At 37.1% G+C, this 20,657-nt stretch carries 16 protein-coding genes and 3 tRNA genes; 7 read left to right on the forward strand and 12 right to left on the reverse strand.

Translation table 11 applies throughout. The features are described 5' to 3' along the window. Positions 1-178: 178 nt before the first annotated feature. From ACO05S_RS09605 to ACO05S_RS09620, 4 genes are all read right to left on the reverse strand, one after another. The gene (locus tag ACO05S_RS09605; protein WP_421917798.1) at positions 179-1,462 is read right to left on the reverse strand and encodes a M56 family metallopeptidase; all 1,284 of its coding nucleotides are present in this window, start codon (positions 1,460-1,462) and stop codon (positions 179-181) included. A 3-nt stretch (positions 1,463-1,465) separates the two neighbouring features. Then, on the reverse strand, positions 1,466-1,840 hold the full coding sequence (locus ACO05S_RS09610; protein ID WP_421917799.1) for a BlaI/MecI/CopY family transcriptional regulator: 375 nt from the start codon (positions 1,838-1,840) through the stop codon (positions 1,466-1,468). Between the two features lie 217 nt (positions 1,841-2,057). Continuing rightward, positions 2,058-2,846 (reverse strand): BtpA/SgcQ family protein, encoded by a 789-nt coding sequence (locus ACO05S_RS09615; RefSeq protein WP_421917800.1) that lies wholly within the window; start codon positions 2,844-2,846, stop codon positions 2,058-2,060. 98 nt (positions 2,847-2,944) lie between these two features. Further along, complete coding sequence (locus tag ACO05S_RS09620) at positions 2,945-3,955, reverse strand: OmpA family protein (RefSeq protein ID WP_421917801.1); 1,011 nt, start codon at positions 3,953-3,955, stop codon at positions 2,945-2,947. 150 nt (positions 3,956-4,105) lie between these two features. Here ACO05S_RS09620 and dxs point away from each other — a divergent pair, with 150 nt between their 5' ends. Next, entirely contained in the window at positions 4,106-6,019 is a 1,914-nt protein-coding gene (dxs, locus tag ACO05S_RS09625; protein WP_421917802.1) for a 1-deoxy-D-xylulose-5-phosphate synthase, read from the forward strand. Here the strand turns inward: dxs and ACO05S_RS09630 are convergent. Beyond that, on the reverse strand, positions 6,016-6,282 hold the full coding sequence (locus ACO05S_RS09630; RefSeq protein ID WP_421917803.1) for a hypothetical protein: 267 nt from the start codon (positions 6,280-6,282) through the stop codon (positions 6,016-6,018). The genes dxs and ACO05S_RS09630 overlap by 4 nt on opposite strands. A gap of 341 nt (positions 6,283-6,623) precedes the next feature. Here ACO05S_RS09630 and ACO05S_RS09635 point away from each other — a divergent pair, with 341 nt between their 5' ends. The 3 genes from ACO05S_RS09635 (at position 6,624) to ACO05S_RS09645 (ending at position 11,956) form a co-directional block, all read left to right on the forward strand. Continuing rightward, complete coding sequence (locus tag ACO05S_RS09635) at positions 6,624-8,234, forward strand: SulP family inorganic anion transporter (RefSeq protein WP_421917804.1); 1,611 nt, start codon at positions 6,624-6,626, stop codon at positions 8,232-8,234. Positions 8,235-8,832: 598 nt separating this feature from the next. Continuing rightward, complete coding sequence (locus ACO05S_RS09640) at positions 8,833-10,473, forward strand: dipeptidyl-peptidase 3 family protein (RefSeq protein ID WP_421917805.1); 1,641 nt, start codon at positions 8,833-8,835, stop codon at positions 10,471-10,473. Between the two features lie 769 nt (positions 10,474-11,242). Beyond that, positions 11,243-11,956, forward strand: a complete 714-nt coding sequence (locus ACO05S_RS09645) for a DNA-binding domain-containing protein (protein ID WP_421917806.1) — start codon at positions 11,243-11,245, stop codon at positions 11,954-11,956. Positions 11,957-12,293: 337 nt separating this feature from the next. Here the strand turns inward: ACO05S_RS09645 and ACO05S_RS09650 are convergent, their stop codons facing one another. The 5 genes from ACO05S_RS09650 to kbl form a co-directional block, all read right to left on the reverse strand. Further along, positions 12,294-14,021 (reverse strand): endonuclease, encoded by a 1,728-nt coding sequence (locus tag ACO05S_RS09650; protein ID WP_421917807.1) that lies wholly within the window; start codon positions 14,019-14,021, stop codon positions 12,294-12,296. A gap of 243 nt (positions 14,022-14,264) precedes the next feature. After that, complete coding sequence (locus ACO05S_RS09655; RefSeq protein ID WP_421917808.1) at positions 14,265-15,698, reverse strand: MFS transporter; 1,434 nt, start codon at positions 15,696-15,698, stop codon at positions 14,265-14,267. Between the two features lie 67 nt (positions 15,699-15,765). Beyond that, entirely contained in the window at positions 15,766-16,509 is a 744-nt protein-coding gene (locus ACO05S_RS09660; RefSeq protein ID WP_421917809.1) for a phosphatase PAP2 family protein, read from the reverse strand. A gap of 179 nt (positions 16,510-16,688) precedes the next feature. Beyond that, entirely contained in the window at positions 16,689-17,312 is a 624-nt protein-coding gene (locus ACO05S_RS09665) for an OmpW family outer membrane protein (protein ID WP_421917810.1), read from the reverse strand. An 88-nt stretch (positions 17,313-17,400) separates the two neighbouring features. Continuing rightward, complete coding sequence (gene kbl, locus ACO05S_RS09670) at positions 17,401-18,591, reverse strand: glycine C-acetyltransferase (RefSeq protein WP_421917811.1); 1,191 nt, start codon at positions 18,589-18,591, stop codon at positions 17,401-17,403. Between the two features lie 377 nt (positions 18,592-18,968). Between kbl and ACO05S_RS09675 the strand changes: the two genes are divergently transcribed. From ACO05S_RS09675 to ACO05S_RS09685, 3 genes are all read left to right on the forward strand, one after another. Further along, a tRNA-Asn gene (locus ACO05S_RS09675) sits at positions 18,969-19,042 on the forward strand. 47 nt (positions 19,043-19,089) lie between these two features. Then, a tRNA-Asn gene (locus tag ACO05S_RS09680) sits at positions 19,090-19,163 on the forward strand. A 48-nt stretch (positions 19,164-19,211) separates the two neighbouring features. Continuing rightward, positions 19,212-19,285: transfer RNA gene (locus ACO05S_RS09685), tRNA-Asn, on the forward strand. A 45-nt stretch (positions 19,286-19,330) separates the two neighbouring features. Here the strand turns inward: ACO05S_RS09685 and ACO05S_RS09690 are convergent. Together ACO05S_RS09690 and ACO05S_RS09695 are read right to left on the reverse strand one after the other, a co-directional pair. Beyond that, on the reverse strand, positions 19,331-19,945 hold the full coding sequence (locus ACO05S_RS09690; RefSeq protein ID WP_421917812.1) for a deoxynucleoside kinase: 615 nt from the start codon (positions 19,943-19,945) through the stop codon (positions 19,331-19,333). A 65-nt stretch (positions 19,946-20,010) separates the two neighbouring features. After that, positions 20,011-20,631, reverse strand: a complete 621-nt coding sequence (locus ACO05S_RS09695) for a deoxynucleoside kinase (protein ID WP_421917813.1) — start codon at positions 20,629-20,631, stop codon at positions 20,011-20,013. Between the last annotated feature and the right edge of the window lie 26 nt (positions 20,632-20,657).

The raw sequence follows: 20,657 nt of genomic DNA on the forward strand, positions 1-20,657 counted from the left end.
GAACTTTCTGTGGATAGAATTTTACGTCGAACTCACGTTATTTACCTATATATGCTCAGTATGTCCTTAGTAATTTTATTCATTCCAAAACATTTTGCTCAGATATAAAAACTAAAACCCACGGAAAACTTGTTTTCCGTGGGTTTAATTATCATCTAACAAATATGCTATCAAAATACTATTCCAATCTAAATTTAAGCTTAAACTCAAGCTCCTTCCCAATCCAATTTTGATTGGTCATACGTGGTATGGATTTGAGAATTCGCTTAGCCTCTTTTTCCAGACTCTTACGACCAGCCTGAGAATCACTCTGCCCATCCTCTGAGCTTTTATAAGCAACGATTACGACTTCTTCAATTTTCACTAGATTTGCCCCAGTTTGCTGCACAATATTTACTCCCTTTACTTTCCCGTTTTTATCAACTGCAACCCGGGCAATTACATCTGCTTGTACGTTGTTCTTTTGAGCTACCAAAGGATACTTCACATACCTGGCAATGAACTTTTGTAAATCCAAAGAGTTTGATATTGTCTTCTCAGACTTCTTTTCCACCTTTACTTCATCAGCCTGATTAGGGTTGGTAAATGCCAACAGGCTAAAAACCAAAATAGGCAATAAGAGTAATCCTTTTAATCTATCAATTGTTCTATTTTTATCTGATTTGTTCATCATTATTATCCTTTTTTTAGTAAGACTTTGATTGTAATTATTAACCAAGTGATTTTGTCCTTGCTTTTGTACAAGATTGAGCAAGGAATATTGATAATCCTTCGGTTCAGATAGACTCTTAAGCATGATGTTGTCAACACAAAATTCATGATTATTGGCAATTAAATTTCGTAACCACCATGCAAAAGGATTCCACCATTGAAAGATTAGCATACCTTCAATTAAGGTCAGATCAATAGAGTGCCAACCGGCACAATGAGTTTTTTCGTGCTCTAAAATAAGCTTACTATCTTCTCTTCTTTCCAATTCTTCCGGAATAAAAATTGTTCTGAAAAAAGAGAAAGGTCCCAGCTTCGAATCTGGTAGAACAGCCAATGAAAAACCTTTGTAAGATTTACATTCTGCTTTTCTTTTCAGACTTATAATAGATGCATAGCCGTAAAAAAGCCGAATTAACAATACAAGACTAATTAGACCATACAGCACAATACCCCAAAACTCCATTGAAAAAGAAAAATGATTCGTTACCTGAACTGTATCTGTATTCATTTGACCGACCGATACAAAAGTATGTAAAGGTACAGTGGCACCCATATCTGTGAACAACATTTTTTTCATCCAAACAGGCATGGCAAGCAATGGCACTATCCATGGCAATAAAAGGCTACCAATCAGCCAAATCCTGTTTCGTTTAAAAAAACTATCGTTCGATAATACAAGCACATACAAAAGAACTGATACAGCTAATACAATTCCTCCTTTTATTTGATATTCCCAAAACATTTCGATCATAGCTTACTCTTTATCTTCTTTCTTTTCAATCAGATCAATGAGCTCCTTAAGGTCATCAACGTTTAGTTTTTCTTCCTTCACAAAAAATGAAACCACATTTTTATAGGAAGATTCAAAATAATCCGATACTACATTTTTGATGAATAATTTCCGATATTCCTCTCTTGTAATTACCGGATAATATTCATGAGTATTACCATAGGAATTGTGAGATACAAACCCTTTTTCCTCTAATCCGCGAATAATTGTGCTAAAAGTATTGTAGTGTGGTTTGGGTTCGGAATGTTGTTTTAACAGGTCCTTTACAAAACCTTTACCAGCATCCCACAATATCTTCATTACATCTTCTTCCCGTTTCGTTAATCGTTTTGTATGCATTTAAATTGCCTTTTTTATATACCATGAATAATGTTGACAATTCAAAGATAACTATTTTTTTCGTTCTTCCAACTATTCTTTTCGTTGCTTAACGAGTTTTTTAGTTTCATTTGCATGATAAGCTTATAAATTATTAATATCCAATATCTATAAACAACAAAGTCTAAGAGGTACTATCTCTTAGACTTTTGTAATTCCATCATCAATTTCTGAAAATCTACTTCCTTAGTAGCTTGACCTTCTCCATGAACATATTTAAGTGTTCTCCCGATATTGGATTCTTCCAATAACCACCTTCCTTAAAATGTGAACCTACAATAAAACCAGAAGCATAATCCCAGTATTCGGAAAGATTATCTGCTGTTATGCCTGATCCTATAAAAATTGGCAAATTAAGCTTGTCCTTCAAACTTTTCATTTCATGTAAATAAACAGCTTTGCCTGTAGAAGAACCAGTAACGATTACACCATCACTCAAGAAAAATTCAGCAGCTTTTGCGGTTTCATCAATGTCAACATCGGCAGTAAGGGCATGCGAACTGTGTTTCTTTTTTATATCAGTAAAGATCTTTACATCTTCTGCACCTATTGCTTTACGGTATCTCAATAGCTCACCAGCGCAAGAATCCATATACCCCTCATCTGCCACATGTCCGAACACAAAACCTTCTACTCGAATAAATTGGAAATTTGCTGCCTGTGCAACTGCCAATGCTTCCTTATTGGCTCCAGCCAGGATTTGTATGCCCAAATCTAAATCCGTTGCCTCACGTACCGCTATAGCTATCGCAGTCATACTTGCAACAATTTCTGGTCCTATAGTTTCTTTAAGATATGGAACATCATGCATGTTCTCAATCATAATGGCATCCAAGCCAGCTTCAGTATATATTTTGGCCTCTTCAACTGCCATATCACAGATTTGTGAGATACTATATTTATTTTGCGGAGTTCCTGGCAATGCCTGCACATGCACCATTCCGATGATTGTTTTATTTAAGTTCATCCTTATTGCTTTTATAAAATATTTTCAACGCAAAGAAAAGATAACATCTCATCCAACATTTTAAAAGAATTTTGTGCCTTAGCGACTTAGCGTTTAAATTAATTTGTTTCCAATATCTGAAACAACTCATCCAACTTGGGGGTCAAAATAATTTCCGTTCTACGGTTTTTACTTCGACCTGCCGCACTTGAGTTGCTTTCGACCGGAATATACTTGCTACGACCTGCCACGGTTAATCGTTTTGGAGCCACTCCTTTATTTTTAATAATGATTCTTACAATTGAAGTTGCTCTTTTTACACTTAAGTCCCAGTTGTCTTTTAATACACCGCTCCCATTATATGGTACATTGTCGGTATGTCCTTCAATCATTACATTGATATCCTTATTTTGAGCCAATACCTTTGACAATTGATCCAATGCCTGTACTCCACGTTCATCCACAGTATAAGAACCAGATCTAAACAATAGTTTCTCGTCCATAGAAACATAAACCTTTCCATTTTTTGTACTAATTGACAAGCCATTTCCTTCGAAACCTGTTAATGCGCTCATTACTTTATTTCGAAGAGCTTTTACAGCCTCATCTTTCTTTTTTAATGCGGTTTCCAACTCGCGAAGACGCTGATCTCGTTTTCCAAGCTCAAGCTGCAATGCATCCAACTTTTTCTTTCGGGCATCCATCTTCTTCTCAAGACTTGAAACTTCGTCCTCTCTTAATCGAAGATTGTTTTGTGCTTTACGGATTTGTTCCAATAAAGCTTTTGTTTCCTTGGCATTGCCAGCCTGAATCCCGGCCAATTGATCCATTAAATCACGATTGCTTCGCTCGGCGCGGCTTAATCTTTCACGAGCTGATTGTAATCTTCTGGATAATGATATGGTATCTGATAAAACCTTATCATGTTTCCCTTTAAGAACATCCAGTTTGCCTTGCAATTCGTTATTGCTTTCACTCAATTCAAGATTCTTTTCTTTCTGCATTTCAAGTTCTTCCAAACAATTTGCCTGTTTATTTTGTAATTCTTGAAACTGACGGGTTGGAACACATGAAAAAAGACTCATCGCTATTAGCAATGCGATTATTGAAGGACTTAATTTTTTGAACATTTTTAATAATACTTTTATTAGTAATGGAACTTACTTGTAAACAAATATATGAATACCGCGTTTTATACACGAATACCATGCCAATATTACTTGTTATTTATTTATTATCTTCGTGCAATATTTTAACGACTTAAACAGAAAATTTCTTACATGACGCAAGCAGATAAAAAATTATTGGATCAAATTAATTATCCTGAAGATTTGAAAAAAATCTCGGAAGATGATTTGATTCAAGTTTGTTTTGAATTGCGACAAGAAATTATCGAACAAGTTTCCTGTAATCCAGGGCATTTTGGAGCTAGTCTGGGTGTTGTAGAACTCACTGTTGCACTTCATTATGTGTTGAATACTCCATACGATAATCTGGTTTGGGATGTTGGTCATCAGGCTTACGGACACAAAATTCTTACAGGAAGAAAAGATGTTTTTCATACCAATCGCAAATACAAAGGAATTAGTGGATTTCCAAATCGGTATGAAAGTGAATACGATTCCTTTACTGTTGGGCACTCTTCAACATCTATTTCGGCGGCATTGGGAATGGCAGTAGCTGCTCAATTAAAAGGAGAAATCGATAGAAAAACGGTTGCTGTAATTGGTGATGGTTCGATGACTGCAGGATTGGCTTTCGAAGGTTTAAACAATGCTGCTGGTAATAATGCCGATTTGCTGGTTATTCTGAATGATAACAATATGGCCATAGATCCCAATACTGGGGGTTTAAATAATTATTTACTCGATATCACTACCTCGCAAACATATAATAAGGTTAAAAATGATGTCTGGCGATTTCTTGGAAAATTCAACAGAATTAATCCAAACACACAAAAATTATTTCAGAAGGTAGAAAATGGAATAAAAACCATTCTTCTTAAGCAGAGTAACCTTTTCGAGGCTCTTAACTTTAGATATTTTGGCCCGGTTGATGGGCATGATGTGAATCATTTGGTAAAAGTACTAAGCGACTTACAAAAAATTCCTGGTCCTAAAATACTTCATTGCATTACAACAAAAGGGAAGGGTTTTAAGCAAGCCGAAATTAACCAAACTTATTGGCATGCACCGGGGAAATTCGATATCGAAACCGGAGAAATCATTCAATCGACAGATAATGGACCGAAAGCTCCTAAGTTTCAGGATGTGTTTGGTGAAACATTGGTAGAACTTGCCAAGAACAATGACAAGATTGTTGGAATAACTCCGGCAATGCCTACAGGTAGTTCTATGAACAAGCTAATGGAGGCCATGCCCGAAAGAGCTTTCGATGTAGGGATTGCAGAACAGCATGCTGTTACTTTCTCTGGTGGATTGGCCGCACAAGGAAAAATTCCATTCTGTGCAATTTATTCATCGTTTATGCAGCGAGCCTACGATCAGGTAATTCACGATGTAGCTTTGCAAGGCGTAAATGTGGTGTTTTGTTTAGACAGAGGAGGATTGGTTGGAGCCGATGGGGCTACTCATCATGGTGTTTACGATTTGTCGTTCATGCGTTGTGTTCCTAATCTTATCATTGCGGCTCCTTTAAACGAAATCGAATTGCGAAATCTCATGTTTACCGCTCAGCAAGAAAATATGGGTGCATTCTGTATTCGATACCCTCGCGGAAGAGGTAGAATTATTGATTGGAAACAAGATTTTGAAATTCTGCCTGTTGGAAAAGGTCAAAAGTTGAGAGAGGGTGAAGATTTAGCCATTCTATCAATTGGAGCAATCGGAACAGAAGCCATGGATGCCATTGAAGAACTTGAAAAAGAAGGCATATCTATTGCTCATTACGATATGAGATATTTGAAGCCAATTGATGGAGAATTATTGTGCGAAGTATTTGCGAAACATCAAAATATAATTAGCCTGGAAGATGGCTGTATTGTTGGAGGTTTAGGTTCAGCTATTCTCGAATTTATGAGTGACAAAGGCTACCAAAGCCGTGTAATGCGTTTGGGAGTTCCTGATAAATGGGTAGAGCAAGGAACTCAGCAAGAGCTTTACAAAGAGTGTGGATACGACAAGCAAGGCATTATTAAATCTGTTCGTCAGCTTATTGCCAAAACATGCCTTTAAGGATTGTCCCTGTAGCCATCCGAATAAGGATCCAGTCCTTCAAAATCGCCTGTAAAGGAATCGATTTGCGATTGCATTTCTTTATCCATTTTAATTAGGTAAACAGTATCTTCGGTAAGTAATTCCAATACTTTAATTTTGCTGCCATCAGGTTTGGTAATGCTAATTAAATCCTCAACGTGAATTCCATCAGGGAATGTTTTGATTAACAATTGTAACAAATCCATTCCTATGCTCTTATAGTCCTTAATAACTCTTTTCATCTCCTTTTCGATAAACAAATTTTATCAAACCAAAATCATGCATTCCCTTACGGGCAAGAGTGTTTTTAATCAGGATTGTTTTGCTAATGTCAATTTAAGGAAATTCGAAATATCTGGAAAAATTATTTTAGCCAAGTACTGGTAATAACTTGTTTTTAGAATTTGAGAAGCCATTTGTAGAAGTCGTGCTTACAAAGATTTGGATACAGTGGTTTTTAAAATCAAAATGGTACTCCATCGTTTTCGCTCAAAGTATTTACACTTTCTTGATATAACAGTGCATGCTGTTCGAGCCAAAAGTCTATTTTAGCGCCCTTAATCACAATTTTAGGTTTTAAAACATGGTAGATTTTTTTAAAAAGAAAGCAAAGAATTCTAAAGATGATATTTTATCCGGTTTAACCGTTGCATTGGCATTGGTTCCCGAAGCAGTAGCCTTTGCGTTTGTAGCCGGAGTAGATCCTTTGGTAGGTTTATACGCCGCCTTTATGATCGGATTGATTACCTCGGTATTTGGTGGTAGGCCAGGAATGATTTCGGGTGCAACCGGAGCTATGGCGGTGGTATTGGTAAATCTTGTAAAAGAAGGAAACGAAATGGGAATGGCCATGGCTACACCCGTTGAAAACATGGGCTTAAATTACCTTTTTGCTACCATTGTGCTAACCGGGCTTATTCAATTCCTGGCTGGGGTATTTAAATTTGGTAAATTCGTTCGCCTGATTCCTCATCCTGTAATGATGGGATTTGTAAATGGCCTGGCAATTGTAATTTTTCTTTCTCAATTGGGGATGTTTACCGAAAAAATTGCAGGAGAAGCGGTTTGGTTGCACGGAATCGAACTTTATTCTATGATCGGCCTGGTGGTTTTAACCATGGCAATCATGTTCTTCTTGCCAAAAATAACCTCTAAAATTCCGGCTGCACTAACTGGGATTGTTGTAGTTTCGGCCGTTGTAATATTTGGCGGACTGGATGTAAGCACTGTTGGCTCGTTTATTAAAGAAGGTGGTGGTTCTGGCTTAAAAGGTGGTTTGCCAACATTCCAATCGCAGCTGTTTACCATGGTTCCCTTAAACTGGGAAACAATCAAATTTGTATTGCCATATGCTTCTATTTTGGCAGCAATTGGTCTAATCGAATCCTTAATGACTTTAAACCTATTGGATGAGATTACCAACAGTCGTGGTAATGGTAATCGGGAGTGTATGGCGCAAGGTGCTGCCAATATCGTTACCGGTTTTTTTGGTGGAATGGGTGGTTGTGCCATGATCGGACAATCCTTAATTAATGTAAAATCAGGTGGTCGCGGAAGATTGTCAGGAATCGTAGCTGCGCTTACCCTATTGGCATTTATTCTTTTTGCTGCTTCATATATCGAAATGGTACCCATTGCGGCCTTGGTGGGTGTAATGTTTATGGTGGTTATCGGAACCTTTGCATGGTCAAGCTTCCGTATTCTTAATAAAATCCCAAAATCAGATGCTTTTGTATTGATTTTAGTATCCGGTTTAACCGTGCTTTTTGATTTGGCAATAGCAGTATTGGTAGGTGTTATTGTAAGTGCCTTGGTGTTCTCGTGGGAGAATGCCAGAAGAATTCGTGCCCGTAAATCATTAAAAGAAGATGGAACCAAAGTTTATGAGATTTGGGGACCACTTTTTTTCGGATCAATTGCTACCTTTATGACCAAGTTTGATGTAGCCAATGATCCGGATTCGGTTGAGATAGATTTTATTGAGTCGAGAGTTTCGGATCACTCAGGGATTGAAGCCATCCGTAATCTGGTAAAGAAGTACGAAGATGCAGGTAAAATCATTAAACTAAAGCATTTGAGCGAGGATTGCATTAAATTGCTTAATCGTGCCGACGATCATTTCAGAACTGTGATTATTCGTGATATTGATGATCCACGTTACTATGTTGTAACCGACAAAGTAAAGATTGAATAATAATACCTGTTTGAGGAAGCCTTTCCTCGAATTTTTTTTTCACCTCCTTCCCACGCTGGGAGGAGGTGTTTTTGTAGACACAATCTGATCGTAGTATTGCAATAAAGTAAGTCTCATTATTTCTCAAAAATGTTGTCTTAACTACTATGCCTGATTTCGATTAAAAATATTCGCCATAAAAAGTCAGGTTTTTAAAGTAATGATTGGTTTAAGATGACTTTTCAAAGAATTTCACTGTTTTTGGGCATAAACTCCCTCGCAATATCCCTTCGTTAATTTTAGAAAGTTTCTACTCAAAATCAGTGCAAACTTTTACAATATTTTAAGTTGAACTGAGGTTATAGATTTCCGTCTGTTTTTTGCTTAACTAAACTCAAAATTCTTAAAACAATTTAATACGCACCTCATAAAAAAAACAGAGATTGGTTATTGTAAGAACAAAACTTTGGTTTTTCATGCTTATGGCTTGATAATACAAATCTATGCTTGTACTTTTGAGTGTTTTGAAAGATCTAGTATGGTAAAAATAATCAATCAATTTTTACCATTATTTCAAATACCAAAAACAACATTTTCTAACTTAATAATCATTGTAAAAATGAAAAGACTCACATCTATTGCAGTGTTGTTAGGCCTTATTGTTGGCTTGGCAGCTTGTAATCCAAAAGAAAAAAAAGAGGTGGTAGTTTCACCAACGCAAAAATTGGTCGATCAGTATGCGGAATTTGAACTAACTACTGTTTTAAATCTTTTAACCGAAAAGGAAAAGCAGATGATTCCTATCCTGATTGAAGTAGCTGATATCATGGAAGAGTTATTCTGGAAAGATGCCATTGGTGACAAAACAGAATTTCTTTCTCAATTAAATGATCCTGCAGCTGTTGCCTATGCCAAAATCAACTATGGCCCTTGGGACAGGTTAGATAACAACAAAGCTTTCCTGAAAGGGTTTGGTGAAAAACCCAAAGGTGCTAATTTTTATCCTAAGGATATGACAGCCGACGAGTTCGAGGCCATTAAGGATGAAATGAAAACGGATTGGTATACAAAAATCATTCGTGATGCTGATGGATCGTTAAGAGTTGCTCCGTACCACAAAGTATATCCTGAAGAAACTGCCAAAGCTGCTAAATTGTTAAAAAAAGCGGCTGAATTGGCTGAAGATAAAGGCTTGAAAAACTATCTTGAACTTCGTGCAGAAGCTCTTTTAACCGATGACTATTTGGCTTCGGATTTGGCTTGGATGGACATGAAAACCAACACCATTGATTTTGTTGTTGGCCCAATCGAAACCTATGAAGATGACCTTTACGGATACAAAGCTTCTCACTCTGGTCAGATTTTGGTGAAAGACAAAGCATGGAGTGAAAAATTATCGAAGTTTGCTTCCTTATTGCCACGATTGCAAAAAGGACTTCCTGTGCCTGAAGAGTACAAAGCCGAAAAAGCCAAAGCCAATGCTGATATGAATGCTTACGATGTAATTTATTACGCTGGTGATTGCAATTCAGGTAGCAAAAACATTGCGATTAACTTACCAAACGATCCTCGTGTACATGTAGCCAAAGGAAGTAGAAAGCTGCAGTTGAAAAATGCGATGCAGGCTAAATTCGATAAAATTCTGCTTCCTATTTCTGATTTACTGATTGACGAGAGCCAACGTAAAAACGTAACTTTCGATGCTTTTTTCGAAAATGTAATGTTTCATGAAGTAGGTCACGGATTGGGAATTAAGTATACTTTAAAAGATAAGATTAGCATTCGCAATGCTCTTAAAGATGCTTACACGTCTATTGAAGAAGGAAAAGCTGATATTTTAGGTTTGTATGTGATTACGCAAATGGCTGAGTGGGGCGAAATGGACAAAAGCAAACTGATGGACAACTATGTTACTTTCATGGCTGGTATCTTCCGTTCGGTTCGCTTTGGTGTTGCAAGTGCACATGGTAAAGCAAACATGATGCGTTTCTATTTCTTCGAAGAGCAAGGTGCATTTACCAGAAATCCTGAAACTGGAACCTACAAAGTTGATTTTGAAAGAATGAAAGCTGCTATGAAAGAATTGGCAAGACAAATTTTAATTGTTCAAGGTGACGGGAACTACGAATTGGCGAAACAAATGATTGCTGATAAAGGTTATATCCGCGAAGATTTGCAAAAAGATCTGGATCGTGTAAATAATGCAGGTATTCCTAAAGATGTAGTATTTAAGCAAGGTACTAAAGTGCTTGGGCTATAATATTCGGAAGTACAACTAAAAAACACAAAATGGGCGCAACTCAGATTGAAGTTGTACCCATTTTTTTGTTTGGACTAATTTCAGATAGATTTTAACTGTTTTTATGCCTTAAAATTAATTTTTCATACTTCTCCCATAGCATGGGAATAGGTAGTCGGTTTTGTGTTGTTGCTTATTCTTTTGCTTCCCGAGCCTTTTTCCTGACAATTCGAATGGAATTTGCAGTGTCTACCTCCAAAAAGATTCACAATTCATCATTGTTTTGGGTACGGGCTTATATCTTCTTTAAGACTAGGTATTCTTTTTTCTGTATCAAAATTGCCTTTCATCAGGCTAGCTCTTTTCTTTCGAAGAATTGAGCGTTCATATCAGTTAGCATAAGCCCGGGATGCTTATTCGGTTCATCCATTAGTGGGTAAGGATGACTTGCGCTGCCCTTATGTTTTGCTACATTGACAATAAGGTGCGTGGCTTGGCCTATGATCTTGAACTTGCTAAGGCGATTCTCCCTCTACAAACAAATCGCAGAACAATTTAAGGTTCCTTTTAAGGTACTTAAGGATTTTTCTATCCTAACACCTTAGGTAAGACTTCCGGAAAATGGGTTTCATCATACTACGTTGATTAAATATTCTGGGAAAGGGGTGGATTTAATATAATTTTACAATTATTAACATATTTCAAACCTATAGCTCATGTATTTTGATTAGTTTTAGTGCTGCAAAACCCAGAGTTTATTATCAAAAAGAAATAACTAAAACGATTCAAAATGACAAAAGTGAATGTTTGGTTGCAAGACAACCTTTTAACTCCAAAACCTAACGATTTTTATGGAAGAGTAAAACCAATGGGAACCATAAAAATAGATGATATCGCTCAAGAAATTATTAAGGAGGGAACAGAGTACAAGAAAGAAACCATTGTTGATATTCTTTCGCGAAGTAATAGAATTATTATTGAGAAAATGGCCGAAGGCTATAGTGTAAACACAGGTGTATTTTATGGACACATTTCGGTTAATGGCGTTTTTAACGGAGCTACTGACCGGTTCAATCCCGAAGAACATCGCTTAATAGCCTCGTTTACCAGTAGCAATGAATTACGTGCCGAACTTAAGAAAACACAGGTTGAAATTGTTGGAACCATAACCAACGAACCTGTTATTGGTAAAGTAATTGATAGTTTAAGCCAAGTTGAGGATAGTACTATCACACCTAATAATGTGATTTTAATTAACGGGAATCGTATAAAAATAGCTGGCAGCGATGCTTCGGTAGGCGTCTATTTAGTTAATCAGGCCGATAACACTCGACATAAGTGCGAACAAATTATATCTAACGAGCCCAAGCAATTATTGGTAATGGTTCCTGCTCTGGAGGCCGGGAATTATGCATTGGAAATAGTAACGCAGTACTCATCGGGAAATAGCACTGTAAAAGAGCCAAGAAGTACTCAGTTCGAGCATGTATTAATTGTAGAATAAGAATACGTATAATTTGAAACAATCCGGATAGTTGTATAGCTATCCGGATTTTTTCGTGGTAGGCTCTCGTAGGTACTTACGAGGGGTCCTCGTAGGTACTAATGACAGACCCTCGTAGGTACGTACGAGAGGCACTCGTAGGTGTTAGCCTGGGTTCGACTAAAAATACTTGATAACGAAAGTCAGATTTATTCAAGCAAAGATTGGCTGAAGATGGGTTTTCAAAGAATTTAACTGCTTTTGGCTAAATTTTCTCAAATCCCCTCGCAATATCGAGATATTCCTTCGGTAATTTGAGAAAATTTCTACTCAAAATCAGGGTGTTAGGTTTCAGGATTTATCTTTTCAGTAGCTTTTTAGTGATTCTATTACCATCATCGGTAATGAAAGTAACGAAGTACATCCCTTTTGGTAAATTTCCAATTAATATACGCGTATCCGGCGATTTTATTTCCATGATATTGCGCCCTGTAAGGTTGGTGATATGAATGGAAATAATATTGCTGATATTGGTTAGCTTAATTTCGCTGGTTGCCGGATTAGGATAGAAAGAAGGATTTCCTTTGGCGTATAAATCCTTGATACCCGTAATCACCTCTGTTGTAAAGGTCCAGGTATCATCCGAAATTCCCGGGTAGGCAACGCCATTTGTACTCACAAATGCATATTCATCAATTAAAACGGTGTATTCAGTAGCACCTTCAAGATCCTCAGAAAGATCAATACTTACATTTTCTCCTTCGAATTTGGCGTTTGAAGCCAAAATGTCAATTGGGTCAAGGCCATCGGCTTTAATCGTTATACTTCCATTTCCGGCTTGTACCTTCTTATCAAAAGTCAATTGAAGATCGGTTTCAACCGACACGTTATTGCTATCGTCATCGGGCGAGAAATTTACCAATTCGGGTGGGGTATATGTAGCTGTAAATGTCCAGTAATCTTTATCGGATATTCCATCAAAAGTGTTTGAAGAAGCATCAGTAATGGCGCCATTATCAATTAAAACGTAGTACTTAACTCCCTCTTCGTACATTGCTTCCGAATTAATTAAGAGTTGGTTGCTAGAATATTGCAGTCGCGTACTTGGAATGCTTAAGGTTTCGAATACCGAATCATCATGGTATCTTTTAATGCTAACCGAACCGGTTCCTTCTTTTACTTCTTCATTAAATTTAATGATCAGATTTGCGGTTAATGATACTCCATCGACCCCATTGGCAGGACTTAATTCAGTAATAGCGGGACTTTCAGTATCAACAGCAGCAGTCCAGATATCATCAACCCATTCGGGATGATCGATAAAAGGATTTCTATTTCCTTGTATGGTATAAACCTTTTCATTCCTGGCTTTTTCAGCAGCATCAACAGGATCTTGATTGTTCCAATCCATTAAAGTGGAAAGTTTACCAAACAGCGGATCTTTATTTGATATCGTGCTGTAACTTAGGTCATCGGTCAGTTCAAGATCAGGGCGACCATTTTCGCCTTCGTAGCGAACCGCCATATAAAATATCATACGAGCAATATCTCCTTTCACTGCATCGCGAGGTTCCCAGGTAAAATCATTATCATCATACTTGCAATCTGTAGCTTCATTGTGTGCTGTACCACCATTATCGAATAAGCGGTTGCTACGATCTGAGTTTACACTTGCATCGCAAGCTCTTAAAGCATGTATATCGGTACCGGGTCCTTCATCTGTTCCAAAATCACCATGCGATTTGGCCCAAATGTGCTCTCTGTTCCAATAATCTTGTTGGTTATTTTTAGATTTATTTGCTTTAGGGATTGATTTGCCGGTGTAGATGAGGATTATATGGTTTTCATTGTCCGGATCCTGATCAGCTTCATCCAATGCATCCCAAACATCATATTCGCTTGATGTGTATGGAAGTTCGGTATGCCCCTTAATAATATTGTGCAATGAGGTTTTTAACTCACTTCCGGTTTTTCCGGTGGCCGATTGGTAGTACTCTTCAATACTTACTTGTGCAAGCAATATGCTACTCCACAGAAGCAGTGCATTAAGAATAAAAAGAGTTTTTAAGCGTAAAAGTTTTGTCATATGTTATGCCTTCTCAAATTTGTAAAATACTTGGTTGACAGCATTAAATGGTTGTGGTTGCATATGCTACAAACAATTCACAGAAGTGCGATTCTTGTAGCACGGAATAATGTCGTTAAAATATGAAATATCCGTCAGACAGCATTGATTTTTAAGCTTATTTTGATGAAAAATTAAGGAAGAAGAATCCCGCCAAAGCGGGATAGAAGACTCAAGAGCCATCTTAATAAATTGGTGTATTTGTTAAGATTTTTTATTCATTATAAATTTATCGTATAAAAATAAGGCAACTACAGCAAACAAACCGATACTCAGAATTACCATCCAGATTCTAGAAGGATTGTAGCTTGTCCAAAGGTAATTGGTTAACTCATGGCTTGTCATGTTCATGCGTTCGGCAGCTTGGTTAAAGTATTCATTTTGCGACAAATTCTCAGGTAGGCTTAATCTTCTTTTTGCAACTTCTTGTTTTACAAATGCAGTCTTGTCTGACATTTGTTGGTAAACACCACCTGCAATAAAACCTGCGAATACATTCCCTAAGAAAACAGGAATAAACGAGTATCCCATGTAAAGTGCTTTTTTATCGGCTGGAGCAATACGGCCAATGTATTCTGTAATTTTTGGCGAACCGGCCATTTCACCAATTGCGAAAATATAAATAGCTGCAACTGTAAATAGCACATTCTGAGTAAACAGTGTTAAGGCCATACCAATTGCACAAACAAAGAAACCTGTCATCATGGTGCGAAGAGGTTTCCATTTCATTACGATGCTCGATACAATGATCTGGAACAGGATAATAAACATGGCATCGAAATTCACGATGAACTCGGCTTCCATTTGCCCATTGTGGGCTCCATAGTTTTCACTAAAGAATGGCATGTAGTTATGAAAGAAGTTGTAGATAACAGATGTGTCTACCCATTGTGCGATGAATACCGGAAGGGTGAAGAACAGTTGGTTGTACATTGTCCAGAAACCAGCAACAATCAATAGGAAAAGAATGAATTTAAAGTCTAAAATAACAAGTGTAATGTTTTTGAATACGTTTATGACTGACTTTGCTAATGAATCAGTGTTTGGCTTACGATTGGGTTCTTTATAGAAAATCAGTAAAATAAAGTTTACAGCAACAATGGCCGCCGAAATATTGAAAACCAAATCGTAAGATGAGTTCTTAAAAAGTAGGGTTACCATAGGTCCAAAGAAGGCACCAATGTTAACCATCATGTAAAAGATTCCAAATCCAATGGAGGCTGTTTCATCGTTTGTTGTTTTTGCTACGGTAGCAGATATAACTGGTTTAAATAAGGCAGCACCCAATGCCAAATATAAATACATGATAAACACGCCTGTAAAAGTATCGAACATAGGCAGCAAAATAAACGCTGATGTATAGATACAGAATGCTATGAACAGGACTTTTTTGTAACCATATTTATCGGCAATTGAACCGGTAATTACAGGAAGGAAATATAGAATACCTGTTCCTATTCCCATGATCATTCCTTTTTGTGTTTGGGTAAATTCCAACCCTCCTGCATCTGATGAACCTGTTAGATAGTTGGCAAATAACATGAAAAAGCCATACCAGGCCCATCTTTCGAAAAGTTCTATTGTGTTGGCTACCCAAAAGGTTTTGGGGAATTTCTTAAATACATTAGCGATACTCATATCTATATTTTTTAGTTATAAAGATTGTTTGTTTTTAGTGGCTATATTATTGAAGTGCTTTAAGTACTTAAAACTTTATAATTATTCCATTTCCGCTAAACAATACCCTCTGATTTTTTCGTTTGTGAGAATAGAGACCTGCAAAATAGCCAATTCCGCCCCCTAAAACAACATCTGATAACCAATGTCGGTTTCGATACATTCTGGCTAAACTTACCGATACAGGAATTGCATAGATCCATTTGCTGTATTCTTCGGCAAAAGGAGTGAAAACAGACCATGCCACAAATGCATGCCCCGATGGAAAAGATTTGCTGTTGTTGGTGTTGCCTCCAAAAGCATCGAAATGCATATTGCCATTCATTTGATCGGGACGCGAACGGCCAGCGATAATCTTAACACTTTCGGTTAAAATTGCTCCTGTAAGTAATGCTTTTGCTGAGTTTAAAGTAGTGTTGGAAAGTCGTTCATCTTTAATTACCCTGCCTATTGCCCAAGTAGCCACAATAGAGGGTGCAATGATTTTCTTTTCGCCAAACTCGTTAAAAAAATCAGTGTATGCATTGGTAAAGGAAGATTGATTGTCTTTGATTCTGTCATTTGCCCATTCGTCAATCAGGAATGCACTGCCCAGTAATCCGCCAAAAACAATCAGATTCTTACTGCTGAAAACCTCTTTGCCCAAACCAGGGTTTAAGATATTTCGTGAGCTTTTAAAGTAGGGAATAGAATCTTGCTGATTCAATTTAAATCCTTTTGATTGTATAGCGATCAGCAAAAGAAATATGAGTGGTAAAAGCTTATTCTTCACAGGTTACATTTTAGAAACCAACAAAAATAGAAGAATTTTTGGATAGCATTGGGGAGATGCGAAAAAAGCCACCCAAAATGGATAGCCATTAGAAATTATACGAGTTATGAAATGAGCATGATTAAACTCAAAATTCTCAAAACAGAATAAAACTCAGTTCTGAATTAAACTGCTGCTATTTAAAATCTGTAATAGAAACCGATTGATAATTCGGGGAGTGAAATTTTATCTAAACCTGAATACGATGTAATCGAATCAGATAAATTAGGAATGTACATGTACCTAAGATTCATATCAAAGCTCCATTCATCGGAAATGTGATACAGAAAGCCAATGTTTGGGGCTAAACCTACTTTGTGATCAGTCAATGTATTTTTAAAATCGTTTGTTCCTGCTGAATTCGCTATGAAATCGACCTTATTTCGGTAGTAAAAATAGCCAAATGCCAATGACGCATAAGGTCTGAAATCCCTATCCCAGACATCAAAATAATAAGATGCACGCAGTAAGGCCGAACCGATATTGTAATCCACATCGTAGTTTCCGCGATGGTCTCCGTCCCAGAATTTATCCTGTCCCAGCATACTGAACGAAACTTCGGCTCCAACGCTTATCTTCTTGTTTAGCATTTTTCTAGCTGATAAACGAAAATTAGGCCCACCATTAGCCTGATCACCAAAATCGCCCAGAGGAAATTGGTATCCAATCGATCCGCCCACAAAATAAGTTTGATCTTTATAATATTGAGAATAGGATTCTGTGGAGAAAATAAGTGCCAGAACAATAAAAATGTATCGCTTCATTATCTTCAAAATTTAGATTCGTAGAGGCTAAATTATAAAAAAACCGGAAACTCAAATGAGCGCCCGGCTTTAAAACTTATTGTGAGTTCTATTCAATCACTTTTAATTCTTTACCAATCTTGATAAATGCTTCCAATGCTTTATCTAAATGCTCTTTTTCGTGAGCCGCAGAAAGCTGGATGCGGATACGAGCCTGTCCTTTAGGTACAACAGGATAGTAGAAACCAATTACATAAATTCCTTCATCCAACAATTTAGCTGCAAATTGTTGTGAAAGAACTGCATCGTATAGCATCAAAGCATTAATAGCAGAATCAGATGGTTTTACATCAAAACCTGCTTTTAACAATCCTTCTCTGAAATACTGAGCATTCCAGATAACTTTATCTCTCAACTCAGTTGATTCGCTCAACATATCGAATACCGAGATGGAAGCACCAACAATAACTGGCGACAATGAGTTTGAGAACAAGTATGGGCGAGAACGCTGGCGCAACATATCAATAATTTCTGCTTTACCAGTAGTAAAACCACCTAATGCTCCACCCAATGCTTTTCCTAAAGTAGAAGTAATGATATCTACACGATCCATGCACTTGTGGTATTCGTGAGTACCACGACCTGTTTCGCCAATAAAACCAGAAGCATGACTATCGTCAACCATTACCAATGCATTGTACTTCTCAGCCAAATTGCAAATTTCATTCAATTTTGCGATATCGCCATCCATAGAAAATACACCGTCGGTTACTATGATTCGGTAACGCTGCGCCTGAGAAACTTTCAATTGCTCCTCCAAATCAGCCATATCAGCATGCTTGTAACGGTAACGAGCCGCTTTACACAAACGAACACCATCAATAATAGATGCGTGGTTCAATTCATCCGAGATAATTGCATCATCTTTTGTGAATAAAGGTTCGAAAACACCACCATTAGCATCGAAAGCAGCAGCATATAAAATGGTATCTTCCATGCCACAGAATTTAGCAATTTTTTCTTCCAACTCTTTGTGTATATCAGTAGTTCCGCAAATAAACCGAACCGATGACATTCCGTATCCGTGAGAATCTAAAGCTTTTCTAGCTCCTTCCATCACACGTGGATGCGAGGACAAACCAAGGTAGTTGTTTGCGCAAAAGTTCAACACTGTTTCGCCAGTACTCACTTTAATTTCTGCTCCTTGTGGCGTGGTAATGATTCTTTCGTTTTTGTACAATCCGGCATCTTTAATGCCTTGTATCTCCTCTGCAAGATAGTCTTTGAATTTTCCGTACATGTGTCTGTTGTTTTAGATATTTGATTATCGTTTGATAATTAACCATCCAAAATTACAATAAAATTCGTCTCAAAAGGAAAGGAAAAACTGTTTTTTAGATGGCTTTTACCCCTTAGTGGAGTAAAGTTTACTGAGCTTTCGTGTTTTTCACAACAATATTACTAGTTAACTCTTTTCTTACACTTGATATTGATAAACAAACAGATAGATATAAAACTGAATTATTGATTGAAGGATAGCAATAAAAAAAATGATTCTTTTTTGAAAAAATATTGAAATAGCTGTTGCATTATTGGGTAAATCCTGTTAGTTTTGCATCGCAATTTTCCTCAAGAACGCAGTTCATAAGAAGTGCAGGGGATGATTAGGAGTTATACTCCTCCTTAGCTCAGCTGGTTAGAGCACCTGACTGTTAATCAGGGGGTCCTAGGTTCAAGTCCTAGAGGGGGAGCAAAGAAACCTTTCTTAATGGGTTGTAAAATAAATTAGGAGTTATACTCCTCCTTAGCTCAGCTGGTTAGAGCACCTGACTGTTAATCAGGGGGTCCTAGGTTCAAGTCCTAGAGGGGGAGCAAAAAAAACCTTTCTTAATGGGTTGTAAAATGATTTAGGAGTTATACTCCTCCTTAGCTCAGCTGGTTAGAGCACCTGACTGTTAATCAGGGGGTCCTAGGTTCAAGTCCTAGAGGGGGAGCAAACAAAAGCCATCCGTTAGGGTGGCTTTTTTCTTATTTATTTGCTAGAACAGTCCGTGAACCTTAGCTTCAACTTTATCTACTATACCATTTAAATCAGATGGATTTTCAAGGAAATCCATATTATCAGCATCTACAATCAACAGGTTTCCGTTTTTGTAATTTGATATCCAGTTTTCATACCTGTCGTTAAGCTTTTTCAAATAATCCAAGCGGATGGTTTCTTCATAATCTCGACCTCGTTTTTGAATTTGATTCACCAGAGTAGGCACTGATGATCGCAAATATATTAGCAAATCAGGAGCCTGAACCATCGAACTCATCAACTGAAATAAGTTACAATAGTTAGTAAAATCACGCTCCGACATTAAACCCATATCATACAGATTTGGAGCAAAAATTTTAGCATCCTCGAATATTGTACGATCCTGAACTATATTTTTACCCGATTTACGAATCTGCATTATCTGAGAAAAGCGGCTTTTAAGGAAATAGATCTGCAAGTTGAACGACCAGCGTTGCATGTTGTCGTAAAAATCATTTAGGTATGGGTTTTCATCTACATCTTCGTAGTGGGCTTCCCACCTGTAATGTTTCGCTAATAGTTCTGTTAGGGTGGTTTTTCCAGATCCGATGTTCCCAGCTATGGCTATATGCATTTTAATAGAATGATTAGTTTTGAATATGAATTATAAATTTTAAGCACTATTGTACAACTTATCATTTATAATTTAAAAAGTCCGTGAAGGTGAGCGTCAATTTTGGTGATTACAGAGCTTAAGTCTTTTGGATTGTTAAGAAAATCCATATCATCAACATCAATGATTAAAAGTTTTCCATTTTGATAACCGTTAATCCAAGCCTCGTATCTTTCATTAAGCCTTTTTAAATAATCCAAACGTATGGTTTCTTCGTAATGGCGACCTCTTTCTTGTATATGTTTTACGAGAGTAGAAATAGATGCTCTTAAGTAAATTAGTAAATCAGGTGCTTGTATAAGAGGACTCATGATATCAAAAAGAGATAAATAGTTGTCGAAATCTCTTTTGGGCATTAGATTCATAGATTCTAAATTAGGAGCAAAAATATATGCATCTTCATAAATAGTTCTGTCGTGAATGATATCTTTTCCAGATTTACGAAGTGCTAAAACCTGATTGAATCTGTAGTTTAAAAAGTATATTTGTAAAGCGAACGACCAACGTTTCATATCGTCATAAAAGTCATTCAGATATGGATTGTCATCCACATCTTCGAAATGAGCTTCCCATCCGTAATGTTTTGCCAATAATTCTGCCAAGGTAGTTTTACCGGCTCCTATGTTCCCCGCTACAGCAATATGCATATTTATGTTAGGTTAGTTTAAAAAGC

Source organism: Marinifilum sp., from assembly GCF_965230805.1.
In the GTDB taxonomy this organism is placed as follows: Bacteria; Bacteroidota; Bacteroidia; order Bacteroidales; family Marinifilaceae; genus Marinifilum.

Coding starts and splice junctions, on each gene's coding strand:
- ACO05S_RS09690 (WP_421917812.1), bottom strand. CDS start 19,945: ATGCATATAGCCATAGCTGGGAACATCGGATCTGGAAAAACCACCCTA.
- ACO05S_RS09665 (WP_421917810.1), bottom strand. CDS start 17,312: ATGAAGCGATACATTTTTATTGTTCTGGCACTTATTTTCTCCACAGAA.
- ACO05S_RS09610 (WP_421917799.1), bottom strand. CDS start 1,840: ATGCATACAAAACGATTAACGAAACGGGAAGAAGATGTAATGAAGATA.
- ACO05S_RS09620 (WP_421917801.1), bottom strand. CDS start 3,955: ATGTTCAAAAAATTAAGTCCTTCAATAATCGCATTGCTAATAGCGATG.
- ACO05S_RS09655 (WP_421917808.1), bottom strand. CDS start 15,698: ATGAGTATCGCTAATGTATTTAAGAAATTCCCCAAAACCTTTTGGGTA.
- ACO05S_RS09645 (WP_421917806.1), top strand. CDS start 11,243: ATGACAAAAGTGAATGTTTGGTTGCAAGACAACCTTTTAACTCCAAAA.
- ACO05S_RS09635 (WP_421917804.1), top strand. CDS start 6,624: ATGGTAGATTTTTTTAAAAAGAAAGCAAAGAATTCTAAAGATGATATT.
- ACO05S_RS09605 (WP_421917798.1), bottom strand. CDS start 1,462: ATGATCGAAATGTTTTGGGAATATCAAATAAAAGGAGGAATTGTATTA.
- dxs (WP_421917802.1), top strand. CDS start 4,106: ATGACGCAAGCAGATAAAAAATTATTGGATCAAATTAATTATCCTGAA.
- kbl (WP_421917811.1), bottom strand. CDS start 18,591: ATGTACGGAAAATTCAAAGACTATCTTGCAGAGGAGATACAAGGCATT.
- ACO05S_RS09695 (WP_421917813.1), bottom strand. CDS start 20,631: ATGCATATTGCTGTAGCGGGGAACATAGGAGCCGGTAAAACTACCTTG.
- ACO05S_RS09650 (WP_421917807.1), bottom strand. CDS start 14,021: ATGACAAAACTTTTACGCTTAAAAACTCTTTTTATTCTTAATGCACTG.
- ACO05S_RS09630 (WP_421917803.1), bottom strand. CDS start 6,282: ATGAAAAGAGTTATTAAGGACTATAAGAGCATAGGAATGGATTTGTTA.
- ACO05S_RS09640 (WP_421917805.1), top strand. CDS start 8,833: ATGAAAAGACTCACATCTATTGCAGTGTTGTTAGGCCTTATTGTTGGC.
- ACO05S_RS09615 (WP_421917800.1), bottom strand. CDS start 2,846: ATGAACTTAAATAAAACAATCATCGGAATGGTGCATGTGCAGGCATTG.